The organism is Leifsonia sp. L25, assembly GCF_050632895.1.
The window spans coordinates 133,775-154,391 of sequence record NZ_JBODRZ010000005.1 but is presented as its reverse complement, the minus strand read 5'-3'; the positions used below and the strand labels follow the sequence as shown (position 1 = coordinate 154,391).

General features: G+C 70.3%; 18 protein-coding genes. 6 read left to right on the top strand and 12 right to left on the bottom strand.

Annotated features, from left to right (window positions below):
- Positions 1-4: 4 nt before the first annotated feature.
- From kdpB to map, 5 genes are all read right to left on the bottom strand, one after another.
- On the bottom strand, positions 5-2,134 hold the full coding sequence (gene kdpB / locus ACRAWC_RS26470; RefSeq protein ID WP_431350133.1) for a potassium-transporting ATPase subunit KdpB: 2,130 nt from the start codon (positions 2,132-2,134) through the stop codon (positions 5-7).
- A gap of 2 nt (positions 2,135-2,136) precedes the next feature.
- On the bottom strand, positions 2,137-3,801 hold the full coding sequence (gene kdpA / locus ACRAWC_RS26465; RefSeq protein ID WP_431350132.1) for a potassium-transporting ATPase subunit KdpA: 1,665 nt from the start codon (positions 3,799-3,801) through the stop codon (positions 2,137-2,139).
- 1 nt (position 3,802) lies between these two features.
- Positions 3,803-3,892: a potassium-transporting ATPase subunit F gene (locus tag ACRAWC_RS26460; protein WP_295126006.1), complete on the bottom strand. Its 90-nt coding sequence runs from the start codon at positions 3,890-3,892 to the stop codon at positions 3,803-3,805.
- A gap of 231 nt (positions 3,893-4,123) precedes the next feature.
- Positions 4,124-4,939, bottom strand: a complete 816-nt coding sequence (gene ppgK, locus ACRAWC_RS26455) for a polyphosphate--glucose phosphotransferase (RefSeq protein WP_431350131.1) — start codon at positions 4,937-4,939, stop codon at positions 4,124-4,126.
- A gap of 45 nt (positions 4,940-4,984) precedes the next feature.
- Positions 4,985-5,851 carry a type I methionyl aminopeptidase gene (gene map / locus ACRAWC_RS26450; RefSeq protein ID WP_431350130.1) on the bottom strand — a complete coding sequence of 289 codons (867 nt, stop codon included), beginning with the start codon at positions 5,849-5,851 and terminating at the stop codon, positions 4,985-4,987.
- A gap of 12 nt (positions 5,852-5,863) precedes the next feature.
- Between map and ACRAWC_RS26445 the strand changes: the two genes are divergently transcribed.
- Complete coding sequence (locus ACRAWC_RS26445; protein WP_431350129.1) at positions 5,864-6,076, top strand: SPOR domain-containing protein; 213 nt, start codon at positions 5,864-5,866, stop codon at positions 6,074-6,076.
- Positions 6,077-6,153: 77 nt separating this feature from the next.
- Here the strand turns inward: ACRAWC_RS26445 and panB are convergent, their stop codons facing one another.
- Complete coding sequence (gene panB, locus ACRAWC_RS26440; RefSeq protein ID WP_431350128.1) at positions 6,154-7,005, bottom strand: 3-methyl-2-oxobutanoate hydroxymethyltransferase; 852 nt, start codon at positions 7,003-7,005, stop codon at positions 6,154-6,156.
- Between the two features lie 92 nt (positions 7,006-7,097).
- Here panB and glnA (ACRAWC_RS26435) point away from each other — a divergent pair, with 92 nt between their 5' ends.
- Both glnA (ACRAWC_RS26435) and ACRAWC_RS26430 read left to right on the top strand, forming a co-directional pair.
- Positions 7,098-8,435, top strand: coding sequence for a type I glutamate--ammonia ligase (glnA, locus tag ACRAWC_RS26435; RefSeq protein ID WP_431350127.1), 1,338 nt, complete (start codon positions 7,098-7,100; stop codon positions 8,433-8,435).
- 7 nt (positions 8,436-8,442) lie between these two features.
- On the top strand, positions 8,443-11,466 hold the full coding sequence (locus ACRAWC_RS26430; RefSeq protein ID WP_431350126.1) for a bifunctional [glutamine synthetase] adenylyltransferase/[glutamine synthetase]-adenylyl-L-tyrosine phosphorylase: 3,024 nt from the start codon (positions 8,443-8,445) through the stop codon (positions 11,464-11,466).
- 73 nt (positions 11,467-11,539) lie between these two features.
- Here ACRAWC_RS26430 and ACRAWC_RS26425 read toward each other — a convergent pair whose 3' ends face one another.
- Positions 11,540-11,851, bottom strand: a complete 312-nt coding sequence (locus tag ACRAWC_RS26425) for a hypothetical protein (RefSeq protein WP_431350125.1) — start codon at positions 11,849-11,851, stop codon at positions 11,540-11,542.
- A 289-nt stretch (positions 11,852-12,140) separates the two neighbouring features.
- Here ACRAWC_RS26425 and ACRAWC_RS26420 point away from each other — a divergent pair, with 289 nt between their 5' ends.
- Entirely contained in the window at positions 12,141-13,481 is a 1,341-nt protein-coding gene (locus ACRAWC_RS26420; protein ID WP_431350124.1) for an LCP family protein, read from the top strand.
- A 3-nt stretch (positions 13,482-13,484) separates the two neighbouring features.
- On the opposite strand, the gene ACRAWC_RS26415 is transcribed toward ACRAWC_RS26420, so the two are convergent.
- Entirely contained in the window at positions 13,485-13,994 is a 510-nt protein-coding gene (locus ACRAWC_RS26415) for a hypothetical protein (RefSeq protein ID WP_431350123.1), read from the bottom strand.
- 661 nt (positions 13,995-14,655) lie between these two features.
- On the bottom strand, positions 14,656-16,080 hold the full coding sequence (gene glnA / locus ACRAWC_RS26410) for a type I glutamate--ammonia ligase (protein ID WP_431350122.1): 1,425 nt from the start codon (positions 16,078-16,080) through the stop codon (positions 14,656-14,658).
- A gap of 172 nt (positions 16,081-16,252) precedes the next feature.
- Between glnA (ACRAWC_RS26410) and ACRAWC_RS26405 the strand changes: the two genes are divergently transcribed.
- A complete protein-coding gene (locus ACRAWC_RS26405; protein WP_431350121.1) occupies positions 16,253-16,678 on the top strand; it encodes an RDD family protein in 426 nt (141 codons plus the stop codon).
- A 39-nt stretch (positions 16,679-16,717) separates the two neighbouring features.
- Here ACRAWC_RS26405 and ACRAWC_RS26400 read toward each other — a convergent pair whose 3' ends face one another.
- The 3 genes from ACRAWC_RS26400 to lipB form a co-directional block, all read right to left on the bottom strand.
- Complete coding sequence (locus tag ACRAWC_RS26400; protein ID WP_431350120.1) at positions 16,718-17,416, bottom strand: DUF4191 domain-containing protein; 699 nt, start codon at positions 17,414-17,416, stop codon at positions 16,718-16,720.
- A gap of 120 nt (positions 17,417-17,536) precedes the next feature.
- The gene (gene lipA / locus ACRAWC_RS26395; RefSeq protein ID WP_431350157.1) at positions 17,537-18,499 is read right to left on the bottom strand and encodes a lipoyl synthase; all 963 of its coding nucleotides are present in this window, start codon (positions 18,497-18,499) and stop codon (positions 17,537-17,539) included.
- 98 nt (positions 18,500-18,597) lie between these two features.
- Positions 18,598-19,320: a lipoyl(octanoyl) transferase LipB gene (lipB, locus tag ACRAWC_RS26390; protein WP_431350119.1), complete on the bottom strand. Its 723-nt coding sequence runs from the start codon at positions 19,318-19,320 to the stop codon at positions 18,598-18,600.
- Between the two features lie 168 nt (positions 19,321-19,488).
- On the opposite strand from lipB, the gene ACRAWC_RS26385 reads away from it, so the two are divergent.
- Positions 19,489-20,499, top strand: coding sequence for a hypothetical protein (locus ACRAWC_RS26385; RefSeq protein WP_431350118.1), 1,011 nt, complete (start codon positions 19,489-19,491; stop codon positions 20,497-20,499).
- The last annotated feature ends 118 nt before the right edge of the window (positions 20,500-20,617 follow it).

Here is a 20,617-nt window from a genome sequence, read left to right as displayed (position 1 = left end):
CCGGTTAGAAACCGGGGATCAGGGCGACGACGAGGTCGATCAGCTTGATGCCGATGAACGGGGCGATGATCCCGCCGAGCCCGTAGATGAGGAGGTTGCGGCCGAGCAGCGTGGACGCCGCCGACGGCCGGTAGCGCACTCCGCGCAGGGCGAGCGGGATGAGCAGCACGATGACGATCGCGTTGAAGATGACCGCCGAGAGGATGGCGGAGGCCGGCGAGTGCAGGCCCATCACGTTGAGCACCGCGAGGCCGGGGAAGGCCCCGACGAACATCGCCGGGATGATCGCGAAGTACTTGGCCACGTCGTTCGCGATGGAGAACGTGGTGAGCGCCCCGCGGGTGATCAGGAGCTGCTTGCCGATCCGCACGATGTCGATCAGCTTCGTCGGGTCGGAGTCCAGGTCGACCATGTTGCCGGCCTCTTTCGCCGCCGAGGTGCCGGTGTTCATCGCGACCCCGACGTCGGCCTGCGCGAGTGCGGGGGCGTCGTTGGTGCCGTCGCCGGTCATCGCGACGAGCGCCCCGCCCTCCTGCTCGCGCCGGATGAGCGCGAGCTTGTCCTCCGGCTTGGCTTCGGCGAGGAAGTCGTCCACGCCGGCCTCGGCCGCGATCGCCTTGGCGGTCAGCGGGTTGTCGCCGGTGACCATGACGGTGCGGATGCCCATCTTCCGGAGGTCGGCGAAGCGCTCCGCCAGGCCCTCCTTGACGATGTCCTTGAGGTAGACGACCCCGAGGAGCCGGGACGTGCCGTCCGCGGCGCGGGTCGCGACGGCGAGCGGGGTGCCGCCGACCTGGGAGATGCGCTCGACCTCGCGGTCCAGCTCCTCCAGCGCCGCGGCAGAGGCCGGCGTGGTCTCGCGGACCCACGCGACGACGGCGCTCGCCGCGCCCTTGCGCACCTGGGAGCCGTCGGGGAGGTCGAGGCCGCTCATCCGGGTCTGCGCCGTGAACGGCACGATCTCGCCGTCGATGTGCGCGGGCCGCTCGTAGCCCAGCGTCTCCGCCAGCTCGACCACCGAGACTCCTTCCGGCGTCGGGTCGCTGAGCGACGACTCCGCCGCCGCCCGCACCAGCACGTCGCCGGCGGTGCCGGCGACGGTCGTGAACTCGCTGGCCCGGCGGTTCCCGTAGGTGATGGTGCCGGTCTTGTCGAGCAGCAGCGTGGTCACGTCTCCCGCTGCCTCCACCGCGCGCCCCGACATGGCGAGCACGTTGTGCTGCACCAGGCGGTCCATCCCCGCGATGCCGATCGCCGAGATGAGCGCGCCGATCGTCGTCGGGATGAGACAGACCAGCAGCGCGACGAGCACCGGAACGGTCGGGGACACGTCCGAGTAGCCGGCCACCGGCTGGAGGACGAGCACCACGATCACGAAGATGATCGACAGGCTCGCCAGCAGGATGTTCAGCGCGATCTCGTTCGGGGTCTTCTGCCGGGAGGCGCCCTCCACGAGCGCGATCATCCGGTCCACGAAGGTCTCGCCCGGCTTGCTCGTGATCCGCACCACGATGCGGTCGGAGAGCACGCGCGTGCCGCCGGTCACCGCGCTGCGGTCGCCGCCGGACTCCCGGACGACCGGGGCGGACTCGCCGGTGATCGCCGACTCGTCCACCGTCGCGATGCCCCGGATGACGTCGCCGTCGCCGGGGATGAGCTCGCCGGCGGTGACCACGACCACGTCCCCGAGCCGCAGCTCGCTGGAGGCGACCTGCTCCGTCGCGGCGGTCAGGGCCTCCGCGTCGCCGGTCTCGTCGTAGCGCGACACGCGCGTCGCCACGGTGGTGGAGCGGGTCTTGCGGAGGGTGGCCGCCTGCGCCTTGCCGCGGCCTTCCGCGACCGACTCGGCGAGGTTGGCGAACAGCACGGTCAGCCAGAGCCAGGCCGCGATGCTCCACGTGAAGGCGAGCGTCGCGGGTCCGGCCCCGCCCGCACCCAGGAACGGCTGCGCCAGGGCGATCACCGTCGTGAGCGCCGCGCCGACCTCCACGATGAACATCACCGGGTTGCGCCACATGGAGCGCGGGTCGAGCTTGCGCAGCGCGCCCGGGAGGGCGGCGACGAGTTGCCGGGTCGAGAACGCGCCGGCCGAGGTGGCGACCGTTCTGGTCGGCGTCGAGTGGATGGTGGTCATGGTCAGTGCAGCCCTTCCGCCAGGGGACCCAGCGCGAGAACGGGGAAGTAGGTGAGCGCGGAGACCAGCAGGATGGTGCCGGCCATCAGCCCGACGAACTGCGGGCGGTGCGTGGGGAGGGTGCCCGCGGTCGCGGGGACCTTGTTCTGGGCGGCGAGCGAGCCGGCCAGGGCGAGCACGAAGACGATCGGCACGAAGCGGCCGAGGAACATCGCGACGCCGAGCGCCGTGTTGAACCAGGGCGTTGCCGCCGTGAGCCCGGCGAACGCCGAACCGTTGTTGTTGCCCGCCGAGGTGAACGCGTAGAGCACCTCGCTGAAGCCGTGCAGCCCCGGGTTGAGGATGGAGGTCTTCTCGACGTCGGCGCGGATCGCCGGGATCGCGAAGCCGAGCCCGGTGCCCAGCAGCACGATCGCCGGGGTGGTCAGGATGTAGAGGCTGGCCAGCTTGATCTCGCGCGGCCCCAGCTTCTTGCCCAGGTACTCCGGCGTCCGGCCGACCATCAGGCCGGCCAGGAAGACCGCGATGACCGCGATGACGAGGATGCCGTACAGACCGGAGCCCACGCCGCCGGGCACCGTCTCGCCGAGCATCATGTTGATCATCGCCATCATGCCGCCGAGCGGCGTGAAGCTGTCGAGCATCGAGTTCACCGCGCCGGTCGAAGTGGTGGTCGACGCGGTGTTGAAGAGGGTCGAGCCGAGGATGCCGAAGACGGTCTCCTTGCCCTCCATCGACCCACCGAGCTCGAAGAGCGTCATGGCGACCAGCGAGACCAGGAAGAGGGAGCCCATCGTCGCCAGGATCGCGTAGCCCTGGCGCTTGTCGCCGACCATCGTGCCGAACGTGCGGGGGAGGGAGAACGGGATGACGAGTAGAAGGAAGATCTCGACCAGATTCGTCCACGCGGTCGGGTTCTCGAACGGGTGCGCCGAGTTGACGTTGAAGAAGCCGCCGCCGTTCGTCCCGAGCAGCTTGATCGCCTCCTGGGAGGCCACCGGGCCGCCCGGAATGGACTGCGTCGCGCCCGCGAGCGTGTGGACGGTGTCGAAGCCGCCGACGTTCTGGATGACGCCGCCGGCGATGAGCACGACGGCCGAGACCAGGGCGAGCGGCAGGAGGACGCGGCCGGTGCCGCGGATGAGGTCCACCCAGAAGTTGCCGATCCCCGCCTGGGTGAATGTTCCACCGCTCCGCCGGGCCGCGAACCCGCGGACCAGAGCGATCGCCACGGCGATGCCGACCGCGGCGGACACGAAGTTCTGCACCGCGAGCGCGGCGAACTGCACCGTGTAGCCGAGGGTGACGTCGGGGGAGTACGACTGCCAGTTCGTGTTGGTCACGAACGAGATGGCGGTGTTGAACGCCGTGCCCTCCGGGACGGCGGGGAAGCCGAGGCTGTACGGGAGGAACTGCTGCAGCCGCTGGAGCCCGTAGACGATCAGGATGCCGACCACGGAGAACGCGAGCACGCCGCGGAGGTAGCCCGGCCAGGACTGCTCCGACCGCGGGTCGATGCCGATCAGCCGGTAGACGCCGCGCTCGACGGCGAGGTCCCTGTCGGTCGTGAAGACCCGGGCCATGTAGTCGCCGAGCGGGCGGTAGGCGACGGCGAGGAGAAGGACGAGCGTCGCGAGCTGCGCGACGAACAGCCAGAACGTCCCCATGTCAGAACCGCTCCGGCTTGACCAGGGCGACGACCAGGTAGCCGATCGCCGCGATGCCGAGCAGCGCGGCGATCAGAGTGATGACGATCACAGTTTCTCGACCCCCGGCCGACGAGCGCGACGACGAACGCCAGCGCCGCGACGGCGAGAAGGTAGACGAGGTCAAGCACGACTCTCTCCATCCATCGGGACACCCCGGCCAGGTGGCCGGGGGCGAGAGAGAGTCCACACCCGGGCGAGGACGCGCGCGACGGTCCTCACGGTTCTCTAACGGGCCTGCGGTCGATCCATGCGGATCGCTGACGGGACCGGCGTCAGCGACCTACTTGTCCGGCGAGATCCCCACCTCCGCCGCACGGCCGCGCGCGCCGGCGTCGCGGCGCTCGTTGCGGACGGCGAGAGCCGCCGCTCCGAGGATGCCCGCGTTGTTGCGGTGCACCGCAGGGACGATCTCGGTGTTGAGCTCCAACAGCGGCAGGAAGTCCTCGTAGTTCTTCGAGACGCCGCCTCCGACGATGAAGAGGTCCGGCGTGAACAGGAACTCCAGGGTCGAATAGTACTTCTGCAGCCGCTTCGCCCACTTCTCCCAGGAGAGGTCCTCACGCTCCTTGGCCGAGTAGGCCGCCCGCGACTCGGCGTCGTGGCCCTCGATCTCCAGGTGCCCGAGTTCCGCGTTCGGGATCAGCACGCCGTCGTAGATGAGCGCCGAGCCGATGCCGGTGCCGAGCGTGGTCATGATGACCAGGCCGTCCTTGCCCTTCGCCGCGCCGAAGCGCGTCTCGGCGTAGCCGGCCGCGTCCGCGTCGTTGACGAAGTGGATGGAGCGGTCCAGCGCCTTCTCGAACAGCTCCTCGGCGTGCAGCCCGATCCACTTCTTGGACACGTTGGCCGCCGACAGTGTGACGCCGTGGCTGACGATCGCGGGGAAGCACACGCCGACGGGCGCGTCGGCCTCCTCGGAGGCCAGCCTCTTCACGATCTCGGTCGTGGTCTCGATGATGTCGTCCGGCTTGCCGCCCTCGGGAGTGGGGAGCTTGATGCGGTCGCTGACCAGTTCACCGCTGTCGAGATCGACCAGCGCCCCCTTGATCCCGGTTCCGCCGACGTCGATGCCGATTGCGTGGTTCTGCGCGCTCATGGACTCGAATCTACCCCGCTGCGCCGCCGCACCGCAGTGCGCCGCTCACGGCAGCGTCAGGATCTCCGCGCCGCGCTCCGTGACCACGAGCGTGTGCTCGAACTGCGCCGTGATGCTGCGGTCGCGCGTGACCACGGTCCAGTCGTCCGCCCACATGTCCCACTCGCTCGTGCCGAGGGTGAGCATCGGCTCGATCGTGAAGACCATGCCGACCTCCATCACGTCGTCGAAGGCGGGGGCGGCGTCGTAGTGCGGGATGATCAGCCCGGAGTGGAAGGTCTCGCCGACGCCGTGCCCGGTGAAGTCGCGCACCACTCCGTAGCCGAAGCGCTTGGCGTACGACTCGATGGCGCGGCCGATCACGTTGACCTCGCGGCCGGGCGCCACGGCCTTGATACCGCGGTTCAGCGCCTCCCTGGTCCGTTCCACGAGCAGCGCGACCTCCTGCGACGCGCTCCCGACGATGAACGTCTGGTTGCTGTCGCCGTGGAACCCGTTCTTGTAGGCGGTGATGTCGATGTTGACGATGTCGCCGTCCGCGAGCACGGTGTCGTCCGGGATCCCGTGGCAGACCACCTCGTTGACCGAGCTGCAGATCGACTTGGGATAGCCGCGGTAGCCGAGCGTCGACGGGTAGGCGTCGTGCTCGATCAGGAACTCGTGGCCGATCGCGTCCAGCTCCTCGGTGGTGATCCCGGGGCGCACCGCCTCGCCGACCCGCTCGATGGCCCGCGCGGCGATCCGGCCGGACTCCCGGATCAGCTCGATCTCCGCCGGCGAGTAGACGTCACCGCGGTCCGAGAGCGTCGGGCCCGGCTTGCCGACGTACTCCGGCCGCGGGATGCGCGACGGGACGGAACGCATCGCGGTGACACGTCCCGGGACCAGGTGACCGGCGGAATCCTTGGGCATAGGATCAAGCTTATGACCGGCGAGAACGACTACGGGATCCAGCAGGATGCCGAGCACAAGTACTGGTACAACATGAAGACCGGCGAGGTCGAGCAGGGCTTCCTCTCGCCCGCGCCCGACCGCGTCGGCCCCTTCGACACCCGCGCCGAGGCCGAGCACGCGCTCGAGAAGCTCCGCGAGAACAGCGCCAAGTGGGCCGAGGAGGACGCCGACAACGACCGCTGAGCAGCCATCGCTTCCTCACTTTCTCCCGCCTGGACGCGGCGTGTCGCGCGAGAAAGTGAGGAAGCGACGGCCGGTTGCTAGAAGCTGTGCTCGGGGGCGGGGAAGACTCCGGACTGGACCTCCGACTTGTAGGTGCGGGCGGCCTCCGACAGCACGCCCTTCAGGTCGGCGTACTGCTTGACGAAGCGGGGGATGCGGCCCGTCGTGAACCCGGCCCAGTCCGTCCAGACCAGAAGCTGGCCGTCGACGTGCGGGCCCGCGCCGACGCCGATCGTCGGGATGCGCAGCTCCTGCGTCACCCGCTGGGCCACGTCTGCCGGCACCATCTCCATGACCACCGCGAACGCCCCGGCCTGCTCGACGGCGTGCGCGTCGGCGAGGATCTGCTCCGCGCCCTCGCCGCGGCCCTGCACGAGGTGGCCGCCGAGCCCGTGCTCGCTCTGCGGGGTGAAGCCGATGTGCGCCATCACCGGGATGCCGGCGTCGACGATGCGGCGGATCTGCTTGGCGCTGCGCTGCCCGCCCTCCAGTTTGACCGCGTGCGCCCCGGTCTCCTTCATGAAGCGCACCGCGGTGTGCAGCGCCTCCTGCGGCCCGGTCTCGTACGAGCCGAACGGCATGTCCGCGACGACGAACGCGCGCTTGACCGCCTTCGCGACCGCGCGGGTCAGGGGGATGAGGTCGTCCACGGTGACCGGGAGGGTGGTGTCGTAGCCGAGGACGTTGTTGCCGGCCGAGTCGCCGACCAGCAGGAAGTCGATCCCCGCCTCGTCGAAGATCTGGGCCGTCAGCATATCGTAGCTGGTCAGTCCGGTGAACGGCTCGCCCGCCTCCTTCGCCGACTGGAAGTGGCGCGTCCGCACCCGCTTCAGCGACTCCATCGACGAGGTGGCGGGGTGGACGGAGGGCACAGGAGACTGCTCGCTCATGCGCCCCAGTCTAGTGACGCGGCACCGGCGGTCATCCGGCGGGTTTCGGCCCGCGGAGCCACTAGTCTGGAGTGGCCGACGAAAGGGGCAGGATGGACAAGCAGCGCGACTTCGTTCTTCGCACCATCGAGGAGCGCGGCGTCAAGTTCGTGAGGCTGTGGTTCACCGACGTGGTCGGCACGCTCAAATCCGTCGCGATCGCCCCCGCCGAGGTGGAGGGCGCGTTCAGCGAGGGCCTGGGCTTCGACGGCTCCGCCATCGAGGGCCTGACCCGCGCGTTCGAATCGGACCTGCTGGCGCATCCGGACCCCACCACGTTCCAGATTCTGCCGTGGCGCGGGGAGATCGACCCGACCGCCCGCATGTTCTGCGACATCACGACGCCCGACGGCCAGCCCTCGGTGTCCGACCCGCGCAACGTGCTCAAGCGCACGCTCGAGAAGGCGGCCGACCGCGGTTTCACCTTCTACACCCACCCGGAGATCGAGTTCTACCTGCTCAAGTCCTCCACCTTCGGCGACGAGGGCCCGGAGCCCGTGGACTCGGCCGGCTACTTCGACAACGTCCCCGGCGGCACGGCGCACGACTTCCGCCGCCGCTCGGTGCGGATGCTGGAGGACCTCGGCATCTCGGTGGAGTTCAGCCACCACGAGGCCGGCCCCGGCCAGAACGAGATCGACCTCCGCTACGCCGACGCGCTGACCACGGCGGACAACATCATGACGTTCCGCACGGTCATCAAGGAGGTGGCGATCGAGCAGGGCGTCTACGCGACCTTCATGCCGAAGCCGCTCTCGGGTCACCCGGGCTCCGGCATGCACACGCACATGTCGCTCTTCGAGGGCGACACCAATGCGTTCTTCGAGGCCGGCGCGCAGTACCAGCTCTCCAAGACCGGGCGGCAGTTCATCGCCGGCCTGCTCAAGCACGCGCCGGAGATCACGGCCGTCACGAACCAGTTCGTCAACTCCTACAAGCGCTTGTGGGGCGGCGACGAGGCGCCCAGCTTCGTCTGCTGGGGCCACAACAACCGCTCCGCGCTCGTGCGCGTGCCGCTCTACAAGCCGAACAAAGGCCAGAGTTCGCGCGTCGAATACCGCGCCATCGACTCCGCCGCGAACCCGTACCTGGCGTTCTCGCTGATGCTCGCCGCCGGTCTCAAGGGCATCGAGGGTCAGTACGAGCTGCCGCCGGAGGCCGAGGACAACGTCTGGGCGCTGTCCGACGCCGAGCGTCGGGCACTCGGGTACAGCCAGCTCCCGGCCAGCCTGGACCACGCGATCGCGCTGATGGAGGACTCCGAGCTCGTCGCCGAGACGCTCGGCGAGTCGGTCTTCAACTATGTGCTGCTGAACAAGCGCCGCGAGTGGGCGGAGTACCGCGCCCAGGTCACGCCGTTCGAGCTGCGGTCGAACCTCGAGATCCTCTGACCGAGTCGTGACCCGCGAGCAGCTCTCCCTCACGACGCTGGCTCGCGCCGGTTTCGTGGGGCTGAGCTCCGTCCGCGGCGAGCTGGACGAGCTCGTCGAGCTGACCGGCTTCGACGTGGACGAACTCCTGCCGGCGCTGTCGGCGGCGGCCGATCCCGACACCGCCCTCGCGCTGGCCCTGCGGCTGCTGCGGCACGCGCCGGTGCAGACGGCGCGCTACGTGCCGTCGCGGAACGACGCGCGCCGGGTCTTCCGGGTGATCGGGGCGTCCGAGGGTGCCGCGGAGTTCTTCCTGCGGCAGCCGGCCGAGCTGAGTGCGCTCGATTACCCCGTCACGGCGCTCCCGACCGCTGCCGAGCTCCGCGCCGACCTGCTCGACGCGGTGGGAGCGGTGGACGGTGTCGCCGCGGTCGAGGACGACGCCGCGCGGATCGCCCTCCGGGTCCGCTACCGCCGCCGGCTCGTGCAGATCGCCAGCTTCGACCTCGAGCAGGAGGACCCGGTCGCCGGTCTCGGCGCCGTCGCCGCGGCCCTCTCCGACCTGGCCGCCGCTGCGCTGGAGGCCTCCCTCGCCGTGGCCCGCCGGCAGACCATCGGCACCGGCCCCGGTCGCTTCCCCGAGACCGAAGTGCGCGCGACGCGCTTCGCCGTGATCGGCATGGGCAAGGCCGGTGCCCGCGAGCTCAACTACGTCAGCGACGTCGACGTCATCTACGTCACCGAGGGCGACGAGGAGGCCGGGCTCAGCTCCGGCCGTGCCGTCGACATCGCCACGCGGCTGGCGATGCTGACGCAGCGCGGAATCCACGAGCCCGCGATCGAGCCGGGCCTCTGGGAGGTCGACCCCAACCTGCGGCCGGAGGGCAAGGACGGCGCGCTCGTGCGCACCCTGGAATCGCACATCGCGTACTACGACCGCTGGGCGAAGGGCTGGGAGTTCCAGGCGCTGCTCAAGGCGCGCCCGCTCGCAGGCGACCTCGAGCTGGGCGAGCGCTACGTCGCCGCGCTCGCGCCGAAAGTGTGGAGCAGCGCCTCCCGCGAGAACTTCGTGGAGTCCGTGCAACGGATGCGCGAGCGCGTCACCGACAACATCCCCGACGACGAGACGCACTATCAACTGAAGCTCGGGCCGGGCGGCCTGCGCGACGTCGAGTTCACCGTGCAGCTCCTCCAGCTCGTCCACGGGCAGACCGACGAGCGCGTGCGCCAGCGCGACACCCTCTCCGCCCTGGCCGCGCTCGCCGCGCAGGGCTACATCGGCCGGGACGAGGCCGCCGCCTTCTCGCAGGACTACCGCACGCTCCGCTTGATGGAGCACCGCCTCCAGCTGCGGCACCTCAGCCGCACCCACCTCATGCCGCGCGACGAGGGCGACGTGCGGGTCCTCGCCCGCGCGACCGGCCTCGCGCCGAGCGCCGAGCAGCTCCTGGTGCGCTGGAACGCGATCAAGCACCGCGTGCGCGGCCTCCACGAGCGGTTGTTCTACCGCCCGCTGCTCAGTGCCGTCGCCGCCATGCCCACCGACGACACCGGGCTGGCCGGGGGAGCCGGGCTCACCAGCGAGCAGGCCGAGGCGCGCCTCGCGGCGATCGGCTTCCGCGACCCGCGCGGCGCGCTCGCGCACATCGCCGCGCTCACGGCAGGCGTCTCACGGCGGGCGACCATCCAGCGCCACCTGCTGCCGGTGCTGCTGCAGTGGTTCGCCGCCGGAGCGGACCCCGACTACGGCCTCCTGACCTTCCGCCGGCTCAGCGAGGACCTCGGTACGACGCACTGGTACCTGAAGATGCTGCGCGACTCCACCGGCGCCGCCGAGCGGCTGACCCGGGTGCTGTCCGGGTCGCGGTTCGCCGGGGAGTTGCTGGGCCGCATCCCGGAGTCGGTCGCGTGGCTGGAGTCGGAGGAGGAGCTGCGCCCGCGGTCGGCCGAGGTGCTGCGCGAGGAGACCGCCGCCATCCTCGGGCGGCACCAGTCCGCCGCGACCGCCGCCGCGTCGCTGCGCGCCGTGCGCCGCCGCGAGGTGCTTCGCCTGGCGTTCTCGGCCATCCTCGGCTTCGCAACGATCGAGGAGTTGGCCCGCGGGCTGACCGCCGTCAACGAGAACGTGATCGAGGGCGTGCTGTCCGCGATCCGCGCCGAACGCGGCGACGCGGCCGACCTGGAGTTCGCGATCATCGGCATGGGCCGTTTCGGCGGCCGGGAGCTGGGGTTCGGTTCGGATCTCGACGTGATGTACGTCTTCCGCCCGCTCGCCGGCGAACCGGACGCCGCGCACAAGTCAGCCCTCGCGATCGTCGCCGACCTCAACCGGCTGAGCGAGGACAACCGCCTCCCGCTCGACCTCGACATCGGCCTGCGCCCCGAGGGCAAGAACGGGCCGCCGGTCCGCTCGCTGGAGGCCTACCGCGCCTACTACAAGCGCTGGTCGCTCACCTGGGAGGCCCAGGCGCTGCTGCGCGCCCGCGGCGTCGCGGGCGACGCGGCGCTGCTCGCGGACTTCGAGACGGTGGCCGACGAGGTCCGCTACCCGGCCGCGATCGGCGAGCAGGAGGTCCGCGAGGTCAAGCGCATCAAAGCCCGAGTGGAGAACGAGCGCCTCCCGCAGGGCGCCGACCCGGCCCGTCATCTGAAGCTCGGCCGCGGTTCGCTCAGTGACGTCGAGTGGTTCGTCCAGCTCATCCAGCTCCAGCACGCCGCGGCGATCCCTGCGCTGCGCACGACCTCGACCTTGGACGCACTCGCGGTCGCGGTCGACCACGACCTGGTGGCGGAGGACGACGCGGCCAAGCTCCGCGAGGCCTGGCTCCTGGCCTCCCGGGCGCGCTCGGCGATGACGCTCTGGACGAACAAGACCGCCGACGTCCTCCCGGCCGACCGGGTCGCCCTGGAGGGAGTCGCCCGCCTCCTGGAGTACCCGCCCGGCTCGGCGAGCCGGCTGGAGGAGGACTACCTGGCGGTGACGCGGCGTGCGCGTGCCGTGTTCGAGCGCGCGTTCTACGGCGTCCCGCAGCGACCGACGCCGACGGGGTGAACGACAACGCCGAGCGCCCGCACCATCCGGGCCCGCGCACCGCACGCGGCGCCCGGACCAGGACGGCCCGTCGTCACATCCCTGGAACGGGCGTCAGCTCGTAGACGTCGATCGTCCCACCCATCGCGCGGTGCGGGTGGCCGGTGAGGAGGCCCTCGACGGCGTCCGCGCCGTCGGCCTCGATGAGGCTGTAGCCGCCGACGCTGCGGTCGGCGCCGTCGGAGACGGCGGCCGTCGGCGCGCCGAAGTCGATCAGACCGGCGCCGACCTGCTGGGCCCAAGCGTTCCACGCGGCGTTCATCTGCTCGGCCTGCTCGGGAGTGGGCTCCGGCATCGAGGCCATCGCCTCGGGGTCGGCGCGGTAGAGGAGGAGGTAGCGGGCCATGTTCGGGTCCTTCCGTTTCGTGCGCGGGCCGGGGTTGGCCCGGGCGTCACCGAATCTAGTGCGGCGGTCGCGGGGAGGGAACAGTAGGTGGGCAACCTGCGACAGTTTTCTTCTGTGCCTCACCCGCGGTTTCTGGGAGTTCATCGGGCGTCCGCTGATCACAGCGGATTTCGGTGGGACGATCGGTAGGCCCGCACCACGCTCGGCCCGCGCCTCCCGAACCGCGGCGCCTCCCGAAGCGCCGCCGTCGCGCGTCCGAGCTGCCCCGAATCCTCGAGGAGACCCGACCATGACCCCGCCCCGCCAGCCCGATCCGGCCTTCCCGGCCGGCGAACCCGGCGCCGCCGAGCCCGTCCGCCGGAACGTCGCGCACGCCCAGGGTCGCCGCTCCTCCCTGTCCAAGCGGGTCCTGCTCTCGGTTGCGGGGGCGGTCGCCGCTGTCGCGGTCGCCGTCGGAGCGTTCGCCGCGTACTCCTACGTGGACCTGTCGAACGGCCTGCACCGCTCGAACATCACCCTCCCCGGCGCAGGGAAGAAGAAGGACGTCGCCGAGAGCAACATCCTCGTCATGGGCCTCGACAGCAGGCTGGACGAGAACGGCAACGCGCTGCCGACCGATGTGTACAACGCCCTGCACGCCGGAAACCAGGGCGACGGCGGCTACAACGCGAACGTGCTGATGCTGATCCACATTCCCGCGGGCGGCAAGAAGGCCGTCGGCATCTCGATCCCGCGCGACGACTACGCGCCGCTGTCCGGAAGCCCGGACGGCGTATCCTCCTCCAAGATCAAGGAGGCGTACGGTCTCGCCCTCGACCAGAAGCTCACCGAGCTGATGAAGTCGGGGGTCGCCCAGAGCGACGCCTACCAGCAGGCGCGCACGTTCGCGCGCCAGACCGAGCTCAAGACCGTGTCCGACTTCCTCGGCGGCGTGCGGATCGACCACTTCATCGAGGTCACGATGGCCGCGTTCTACCAGGTCGCGCAAGCCGTCCAGCCGATCACGGTGTGCATCGCGGAGGACACGAAGGACCCGTACTCCGGCGCCGACTTCACGGCGGGCGTCCAGCAGTTGACGGCGTCCCAGGCGGTCAGCTTCGTGCGGCAGCGCCGGGACGAGAACAACCCGTCGCTGAACTTCACGGACCTCGACCGCGAGCGCCGTCAGCAGGCGTTCATCGTCTCCCTCGCGACGAAGCTGAAGAAGGCGGACACCTTCGCGAACCCGGCGACGCTGGAGTCCCTGATCTCGGCGGCCAAGCAGAACATCGCCCTCGACTCGGGCTTCGACCTCCTCAGCTTCGCGTCGGAGGCGCAGCACCTCGCGGGCGGCAACATCACCTTCACGACGCTGCCGATCACGGGCTACGGCGTGAAGGACGGCAAGGACGTCAACCTCGTCGACCCGGACCAGATCCACGCGTTGGTGCAGCAGCTCCTGAACCCCGCGACGGCGACCGCGACGCCGACCGCCACCCCCGGCGCGACGAGCCCGGCCGGGCCGCCGCCGACGCAGACGGCGCACGCACCTTCCGCGTCGCCGACCGCGTCGCCGGCGCCAGGGCCGAATGGCACGTACACCGACCCGACGGCTCCGCTGCCGTCCGGGGGAGTGCCCTGCGTGAAGTAGGGGCTATTCGCCCAGCGCGTCGATCAGCGCCGCGTAGAGCGCACTGAACCGTGCCCGATGATCGTCGGTCTCGATCGGGCTCAACGGGAAGGTCACCTTGGCGCCGTACGACCATTCCGCCGTCACCGTGAAATCGCCCGGCCACGGGTCGAACAGGTCCCGCCGGAACGCTGAGTTCGCGTCCGCCACCGTGAGCTGTGCGAGCCCGGCTCGGGGCCGCGCCACGACGACCGTCGCCACATCGTAGGGATCGGCGCTGCGCCCGGTCGCGTCGGCGAACACGATGGTCTTCGCTGTGAACACCACGACCTTCGCCGAGAACACGCCGGCGTCGTCGACGCGCACCCCGGAGTCCAGGTGCTCGATCGGCCGGAGTCCGACCGCGAGCGCGATCCCGCTGACGAAGTGCCCGAACCACTCGGCGCGGTCATCGCTGCGCAGCCGCATCCACGCCGGCCCCGAGAGGGATCGGCCGACCTCCTCGAGCACCTCGGTCAGGTCTCTCTGCGACATGCGGTCCCTCCTCTGCGCGCCGCTCCGATGCGGACACCCGTGACAACCGTAGCGTGCGGCACGACGGGCGCACGCGGCCGGTCCTCACTCTGTCCCGTCGGAGAGGCAGGCGCCCCATCGACTGCCAAGGCGATTGGTACTTTAATCGAGATTGAAGTTCCAATCATCGCAAGCTGATCGGGGCGGCGAGCGAGGGGGTTCTACGGCATGAGTATGGAGAGCGCGCACGAACCGTGCCCTGATTGCGGGGGCCCGTTGGATCGCCAGCGAAACCAGTTCTTCGGGACGGGGCTGTCCGTTCACGAATACGTCGATGTGTGTGGTCGATGCGGCCACATCACCTTCGTCCGCACAGAGGCGACGCGAACTCAGGAACCTGCGCGCCGAAGGCCCTCGCGTTGGAAGATGAGGGCGATCGTCCAACGATTCCGGAAGTGAACTCTTCGAGCTCTGCCGGGAGGCTGCGATGTCGACGGGCCCCTGGCGATTCGGGGTGGCAACTCGCGTCCGCCGGCACCGGACGCACGTCCGGCGCACACACGAAAGTCCGCACGAGCCGCGGTCCCGGTCGCTTTCGCGACCGGCCTGCGACTCGTGCGGACTCGAGCGGACTAGCGCGTCCGCGACGTCGTGAAATCCGCGTGATCACGCGGGTTTCGGGTCACACCCCGTAGTACAGCTCGTACTCGAACGGGTGCGGGCGCTGCGCGAGGGGCTTGATCTCCTTCTCGCGCTTGTACTCGATCCAGGTCTCGATGAGCTCCGGAGTGAACACGCCGCCTGCGGTGAGGAAGTCGTGGTCGGCCTCGAGTGCGTCGAGCGCCTCGCCCAGCGACGCCGGGACCTGCGGGATGTTGCGAGCCTCCTCCGGCGGGAGCTCGTAGAGGTCCTTGTCGACCGGCTCGTGCGGCTCGATGCGGTTCTTGATGCCGTCGAGGCCCGCCATGAGCTGGGCGGCGAACGCGAGGTACGGGTTGCCCGAGGCGTCCGGCGCGCGGAACTCGATGCGCTTGGCCTTCGGGTTGGTGCCCGTGATCGGGATGCGGATGGAGGCCGAGCGGTTGCCGGCCGAGTAGACCAGGTTGACCGGGGCCTCGAATCCGGGGACCAGGCGGTGGAACGAGTTCACCGTCGGGTTCGTGAAGGCCAGCACCGCCGGGGCGTGCTTGAGCAGGCCGCCGATGTACCAGCGGGCGATGTCGGACAGGCCGCCGTAGCCGGCCTCGTCGTAGAACAGCGGCTTGCCGTCGTTCCACAGCGACTGGTGGGTGTGCATGCCGGAGCCGTTGTCGCCGAAGAGCGGCTTCGGCATGAACGTGGCGGTCTTGCCCCACTGCTCGGCCGTGTTCTTGACGATGTACTTGAACTTCAGGATGTCGTCCGCCGCGTGCACCATCGTGTCGAAGCGGTAGTTGATCTCCGCCTGGCCGCCGGTGCCCACCTCGTGGTGCGCGCGCTCCAGGATGAGGCCGGCGTCGATCAGCTTCAGCGAGATGTCGTCCCGCAGGTCGGCCTGCTTGTCGACCGGGCTCACCGGGAAGTAGCCGCCCTTGTACGGGGTCTTGTTGCCGAGGTTGCCGCCCTCTTCGACGCGGCCCGAGTTCCACGCGCCCTCCTCGGAGTCCACCGCGTAGAAGCTCGAGTTCTGCTTCACCTCGTAGCGGACGTCGTCGAAGATGTAGAACTCGGCCTCCGGGGCGAAGAACGCGGTGTCCGCGATGCCCGTGGAGGCGAGGTACTTCTCCGCCTTCTTGGCGACCTGACGCGGGTCCTTCGCGTAGATCTCGCCGTTGCGGGGGTTGTAGATGTCGAAGACCATGATCAGCGTGCGCTCGACGCGGAACGGGTCGATGTACGCGGTCGAGACATCGGGGATCAGCTGCATGTCCGACTCGTGGATCGACGCGAAACCGCGGATCGAGGAACCGTCGAACAGCTGGCCGACCGAGAAGAACTCCTCGTCGACGGTCGCTGCGGGGATGTTGAAGTGCTGCTGAACACCGGGCAGATCGGTGAAGCGGATATCAAGGAACTTGACGTCGGTGTCCTTGATGTACTTGAGCACCTCGGAAGAATCACGGAACATACGGAGGACTCCCAATGGCTTGCGGTGACGGACTGCGCGTGCAGCCCAAGTTACACGCTAGGGGAGGCCGTTTCCCTCCGGTGACGCAAATGTTTCCGGCATGTTACGCGGTGCGCTGCCTGCGCGCGGTCAGTCCGGGGGAGCGGTCGGCCCCGCCCGGTAAACTCGAAGGGTGCCGCAGAACACCCCGCCCTCCCGCTTCGGCGACCTCGCTCCCAGCCGTTACCCGGGGGAGCGGCTCGGTCTCCCGGAGTCAGGCCCACGGTCGATCGGGAGGCTCGGCCGCCGGCTCGGCGCGATCGTCGTCGACTGGGCGATCGCGTCGCTGATCTCGTTGGCGTTCTTCCACTACGACTCGTGGGCGAACATCGGCATCTTCGCGCTGATGCAGGTCGTCTTCATCCCGACGATCGGCGGCAGCATCGGCCACCGGATCTTCGGGATGCGCGTGGTCGCGGTGGCCGGGGGCTGGGTCGGCGTCTGGCGCCCGGTGGTCCGCACCGTGCTGCTGTGCGTCGTGATCCCGGCGCTGGTGTGGGACTCGGATCAGCGCGGCTTCCACGACAAGGTCGCGGGCACCGTCCTCATCCGCGGATAGTCGCGGGGAGCGGCCCGACGGCGTGATGCCGGAGTGGGCTCAGCGCGCCCGCTGCGCGCGCACCTTCATCGGGTCGACGCCCTTCGGGATCGGCATCGCGTTCTCCAGCGAGGCCAGACGGTTGCTGATCGCGATGACCTCGGCCTTGGTGAGGGTCGGCTTGATCTTGGCCAGGGTGCGCGGGACCTTGTGCAGCGCCACGGAGTCGGAGTCCGGTCCGACCGAGATGACGGTCACGGGCACGTTCGGCAGCACGCGGTTGATCTTGCGGCGCTCCTCGTCGACCATCCGCTGCGTGCGGGTCTTGGGGCCCTCGCTGATGAGCACCACGCCACCGCGGCCGGTGGCGCGGTAGACCGCGTCCTGCGTCTTGCCGTTGACGGCGATCGGCATCTCCGAGCCGCGCCAGCTCCGCTTGAGCGAGCTGCGCAGCACCGCGCCGACGGCGCCCGGCTGGCCCTCGATCTGCGAGTAGGCGGCACGCTCGGCGCGGCGGCCGAGGATGATGAGGCCGAGGAGCACCCCGGCGAGGGCGCCCGCGACGATCCAGAGGACCATCGTGAACACGTTGCCGTCCGACAGGAACACCGCCATCGCAATGCCCGCGAGGATCGGCAGCACGACTGCGCCCACGATGTACAGGAGCGCACGGTCGTCGTAGCGGCGGGTCATCTGGAAGACCTGCCACATCTGCTTCAGCCGACCGGGCTCCTTGGTGGACTTGTCCTTACGCGCCATAGCTATAAGGATACCGGCTCGCCCGGCCCCCGGATGACCTGTTCACGGCAGGCGTAGCGCCGTTCGGGAGGCCGCGCTCAGGCGGCGGTGCGGCCTCCCGGGTCGGTGCGGGCGGAGGCGTCAGGAGACGGCCTGCGCGAAGCCCGCCGACGCGTCGGCGAGGTGCTGCAGCTCGGCCGGGACCTCGCGTCCCTTGGCCGCCATCGACTGCGCCCACAGCCGTCCCGCGCGGTACGACGAGCGCACCAGCGGGCCGGAGAGCACACCGAGGAAGCCGATCTCCTCGGCTTCCTGCTTGAGCTCGACGAACTCGTCCGGGTGCACCCAGCGCGCGACCGGGAGGTGGCGCGGGCTCGGCCGGAGGTACTGCGTGATCGTGATGATGTCGGTGCCGGCGTCGTGGAGGTCGCGGAGGGCCTGGCTGATCTCCTCGCGCTCCTCGCCCATCCCGAGGATGAGGTTGGACTTCGTGATCAGCCCGGCACCGCGGCCCTGCGTGATCACGTCGAGCGACCGCTCGTAGCGGAACGCCGGACGGATGCGCTTGAAGATGCGCGGCACGGTCTCGACGTTGTGCGCGAACACCTCCGGCCGGGCGGAGAAAACTTCGCCGAGGTATTCCGGGTTGCCGGAGAAGTCCGGCACCAGGATCTCGACGCCGGTGCCGGGGCTCTGCCGGTGGATCTCGCGGATCGTCTCCGCGTAGAGCCAGGAGCCCTCGTCCTCGAGGTCGTCCCGGGCGACGCCGGTGACGGTCGAGTAGCGCAGGCCCATCTTCGCGACGGACTCGCCGACGCGCCGGGGCTCGTCCCGGTCGAAGTCGGCCGGCTTGCCGGTGTCGATCTGGCAGAAGTCGCAGCGGCGGGTGCACTGCGAGCCGCCGATCAGGAAGGTCGCCTCGCGGTCCTCCCAGCACTCGTAGATGTTCGGGCAGCCGGCCTCCTGGCAGACCGTGTGGAGTTCCTCCGACTTGACCAGGTTCTGGAGCTGGCGGTACTCGGGGCCCATCTTGGCCTTGGTCTTGATCCAGGCGGGCTTGCGTTCGATCGGCGTCTGGGCGTTGCGCACCTCCAGTCGGAGCATGCGGCGACCCTGGGGCGCGGCGGCGGGGGTTTCTGCGGCCGGGGTTTCTGCGGTCTGGGTCTCGGCAGTCTGGGGCTCGGCGGTCTGGGGCTCGGCGGTCATGCGGCGACCTCCGTCGCGGTCGGGGCGGTCGCCGTCGCCGCGCGCGCTGCGGCGACCGGGCTGGTGGCGGCGTCGGCCAGCGCGCGGTCGAGCGCGGCCTGGATGAGCGGAGCGACGTCCTGTGGAGTGACGGTGCGGCCCAGGACGCGGGAGATGGTGGTCACCCCGGCGTCGCGGATGCCGCACGCGACGATCTTCTCGTACGGATCGAGGCTGTTGGAGCAGTTGAGGGCGAAGCCGTGCATCGTGACGCCTTCGGCGACGCGGATGCCGATGGCGGCGATCTTCTCGTCCGCCGGGAGCCCGTCGGGCGTCGTGCCGTGCCCGGGCAGCCACACACCGGAGCGGCCCTCCACACGCTCGCCCGGCACGCCGAGCTCCGCGAGCACCTCGATGAGGACGCCCTCGAGCCAGCGGACGTAGCCCACGACGTCGATCGGCTCGGCCAGCCGGAGGATCGGGTAGCCGACGAGCTGGCCCGGCCCGTGCCAGGTGATCTTGCCGCCGCGATCCACGTCGATGACGGGGGTGCCGTCGGTGGGGCGTTCGTCGGGGGAGGTGCGCTTGCCCGCGGTGAAGACCGCGGCGTGTTCGAGCAGAAGGACCGTGTCGGGCGTCCGCCCCGCGGCCACGTCGGCGTGGGTCGTGCGCTGCTGGCGGAGGCCGTCGTCGTAAGGGACGCGTTGTCCGCGGAGGCCGGTGACATCGAAGATCGTCATACAGGCATCCTAAATGGACTGAGTACAGAAAATGGTCACCGCGGGCAGATGCACTGGAGTCCTGCACAGGTTCGGGATGGAAACGAGTTCTCCACGGATGTTCGGACGGCAGCCGTGCGGCGGCGGCATGTGGCGTCTACTGGGGGCATGGCGCGGAGACGGAGACCGGTGGATGCGGCAAAGCGCGCGGCGTGGATCGTGGCGGCGGAAGGGTGGGTGGTGGTCGAGCGGTGGGGGCCGGGGGACGCGAGGGGCGTGGAGGACGGGGTGCCGAGCGGACGGACGGCAGCGCGCGATGCTGCGGCCGTGCGGGACGCGGTGTCGCTCGTCGTCGCGGGAGGTGAGCTGCGAGGGCGAGCCGTGCTGACAGTGGCCACGCAGGTCGGGATGGCGTGGGGCCGTGTCGCGTCGTCGCACCTGCCGCGGTCGCTTTCGCCGCCGGACGATCGGCGAGGCCGCCGGAGCAGAGTCGTCGTCCGGCTGCGGGAGCACCCGTCGGGCGGCTCTGTCGACGACCTGATCACCGCGGACCGCGGCCTGACCGCAGGCGAGGCCGTCACGGTGCTCGCGGCGGTGGCGCGTGGACTCTCGGACCTGCACGAGGCGCGGCTCGGCGGAGTCGGGCTCGGACCGGAGGACATCGCCCTCCGGGACGACGGCTGCCCGGTGATGACGGCGATCGACCGGCTGCGGGAGCTCGATCAGCAGACGATGGCGGAGGACGTCGCCGCCTTCGCGGAGCTCGCCGGCACGCTGTGCGAGGCCGTCACCGACGAGCGGGGCGACGCCGTCCTCGCGGCGGCCACCGACCGGCGGCACCGGAGCTGGGGGGACGTGGTCGCGGGAGTCCTGCGGGCTGCCGACCCGACTGCCGTGCGCGCGGTGGTGAGCGGCGCTCCGGATGCGGTGGGCACTCACGCGCGCGGCGACCCCGATGCAGACGGCGTTCTCGCTGCCGGTCGCCGTCGCGGGGGCGGCACAGCGACACGCGGGCACGATGTCCTCGGTGTCCTGGAGCGGGCGCTGGACCTGATGGGCGATCGTCCTGTCGCACGCGGGCTGGCCGTGGCGCGCGGCTGGATCGTCGCCCGACCGAAACTGGTCGCCGTCGCGTGTTCGCCGCTGGTGGCCGTCACAGTGCTGCTGATGGTCGTGCCCGGGCAGGACGGCGCGAGCTGACGGTCGCGTCGTGCGGGCCCTGGGGGTCCACCGCCCGGACGCGCGAAGCGGCCCGGAAACGCAGAACAGCCCGGAAACGCAGAACGGCCCGGCTCCACAGGGAGCCGGGCCGTCCGTC

Bases quoted from the DNA above. Each gene is read 5' to 3' on its own strand.
- kdpB (WP_431350133.1), bottom strand. From the start codon at position 2,134: ATGACCACCATCCACTCGACGCCGACCAGAACGGTCGCCACCTCGGCC.
- kdpA (WP_431350132.1), bottom strand. From the start codon at position 3,801: ATGGGGACGTTCTGGCTGTTCGTCGCGCAGCTCGCGACGCTCGTCCTT.
- ppgK (WP_431350131.1), bottom strand. From the start codon at position 4,939: ATGAGCGCGCAGAACCACGCAATCGGCATCGACGTCGGCGGAACCGGG.
- map (WP_431350130.1), bottom strand. From the start codon at position 5,851: ATGCCCAAGGATTCCGCCGGTCACCTGGTCCCGGGACGTGTCACCGCG.
- ACRAWC_RS26445 (WP_431350129.1), top strand. From the start codon at position 5,864: ATGACCGGCGAGAACGACTACGGGATCCAGCAGGATGCCGAGCACAAG.
- panB (WP_431350128.1), bottom strand. From the start codon at position 7,005: ATGAGCGAGCAGTCTCCTGTGCCCTCCGTCCACCCCGCCACCTCGTCG.
- glnA (WP_431350127.1), top strand. From the start codon at position 7,098: ATGGACAAGCAGCGCGACTTCGTTCTTCGCACCATCGAGGAGCGCGGC.
- ACRAWC_RS26425 (WP_431350125.1), bottom strand. From the start codon at position 11,851: ATGGCCCGCTACCTCCTCCTCTACCGCGCCGACCCCGAGGCGATGGCC.
- ACRAWC_RS26420 (WP_431350124.1), top strand. From the start codon at position 12,141: ATGACCCCGCCCCGCCAGCCCGATCCGGCCTTCCCGGCCGGCGAACCC.
- ACRAWC_RS26415 (WP_431350123.1), bottom strand. From the start codon at position 13,994: ATGTCGCAGAGAGACCTGACCGAGGTGCTCGAGGAGGTCGGCCGATCC.
- glnA (WP_431350122.1), bottom strand. From the start codon at position 16,080: ATGTTCCGTGATTCTTCCGAGGTGCTCAAGTACATCAAGGACACCGAC.
- ACRAWC_RS26400 (WP_431350120.1), bottom strand. From the start codon at position 17,416: ATGGCGCGTAAGGACAAGTCCACCAAGGAGCCCGGTCGGCTGAAGCAG.
- lipA (WP_431350157.1), bottom strand. From the start codon at position 18,499: ATGCTCCGACTGGAGGTGCGCAACGCCCAGACGCCGATCGAACGCAAG.
- lipB (WP_431350119.1), bottom strand. From the start codon at position 19,320: ATGACGATCTTCGATGTCACCGGCCTCCGCGGACAACGCGTCCCTTAC.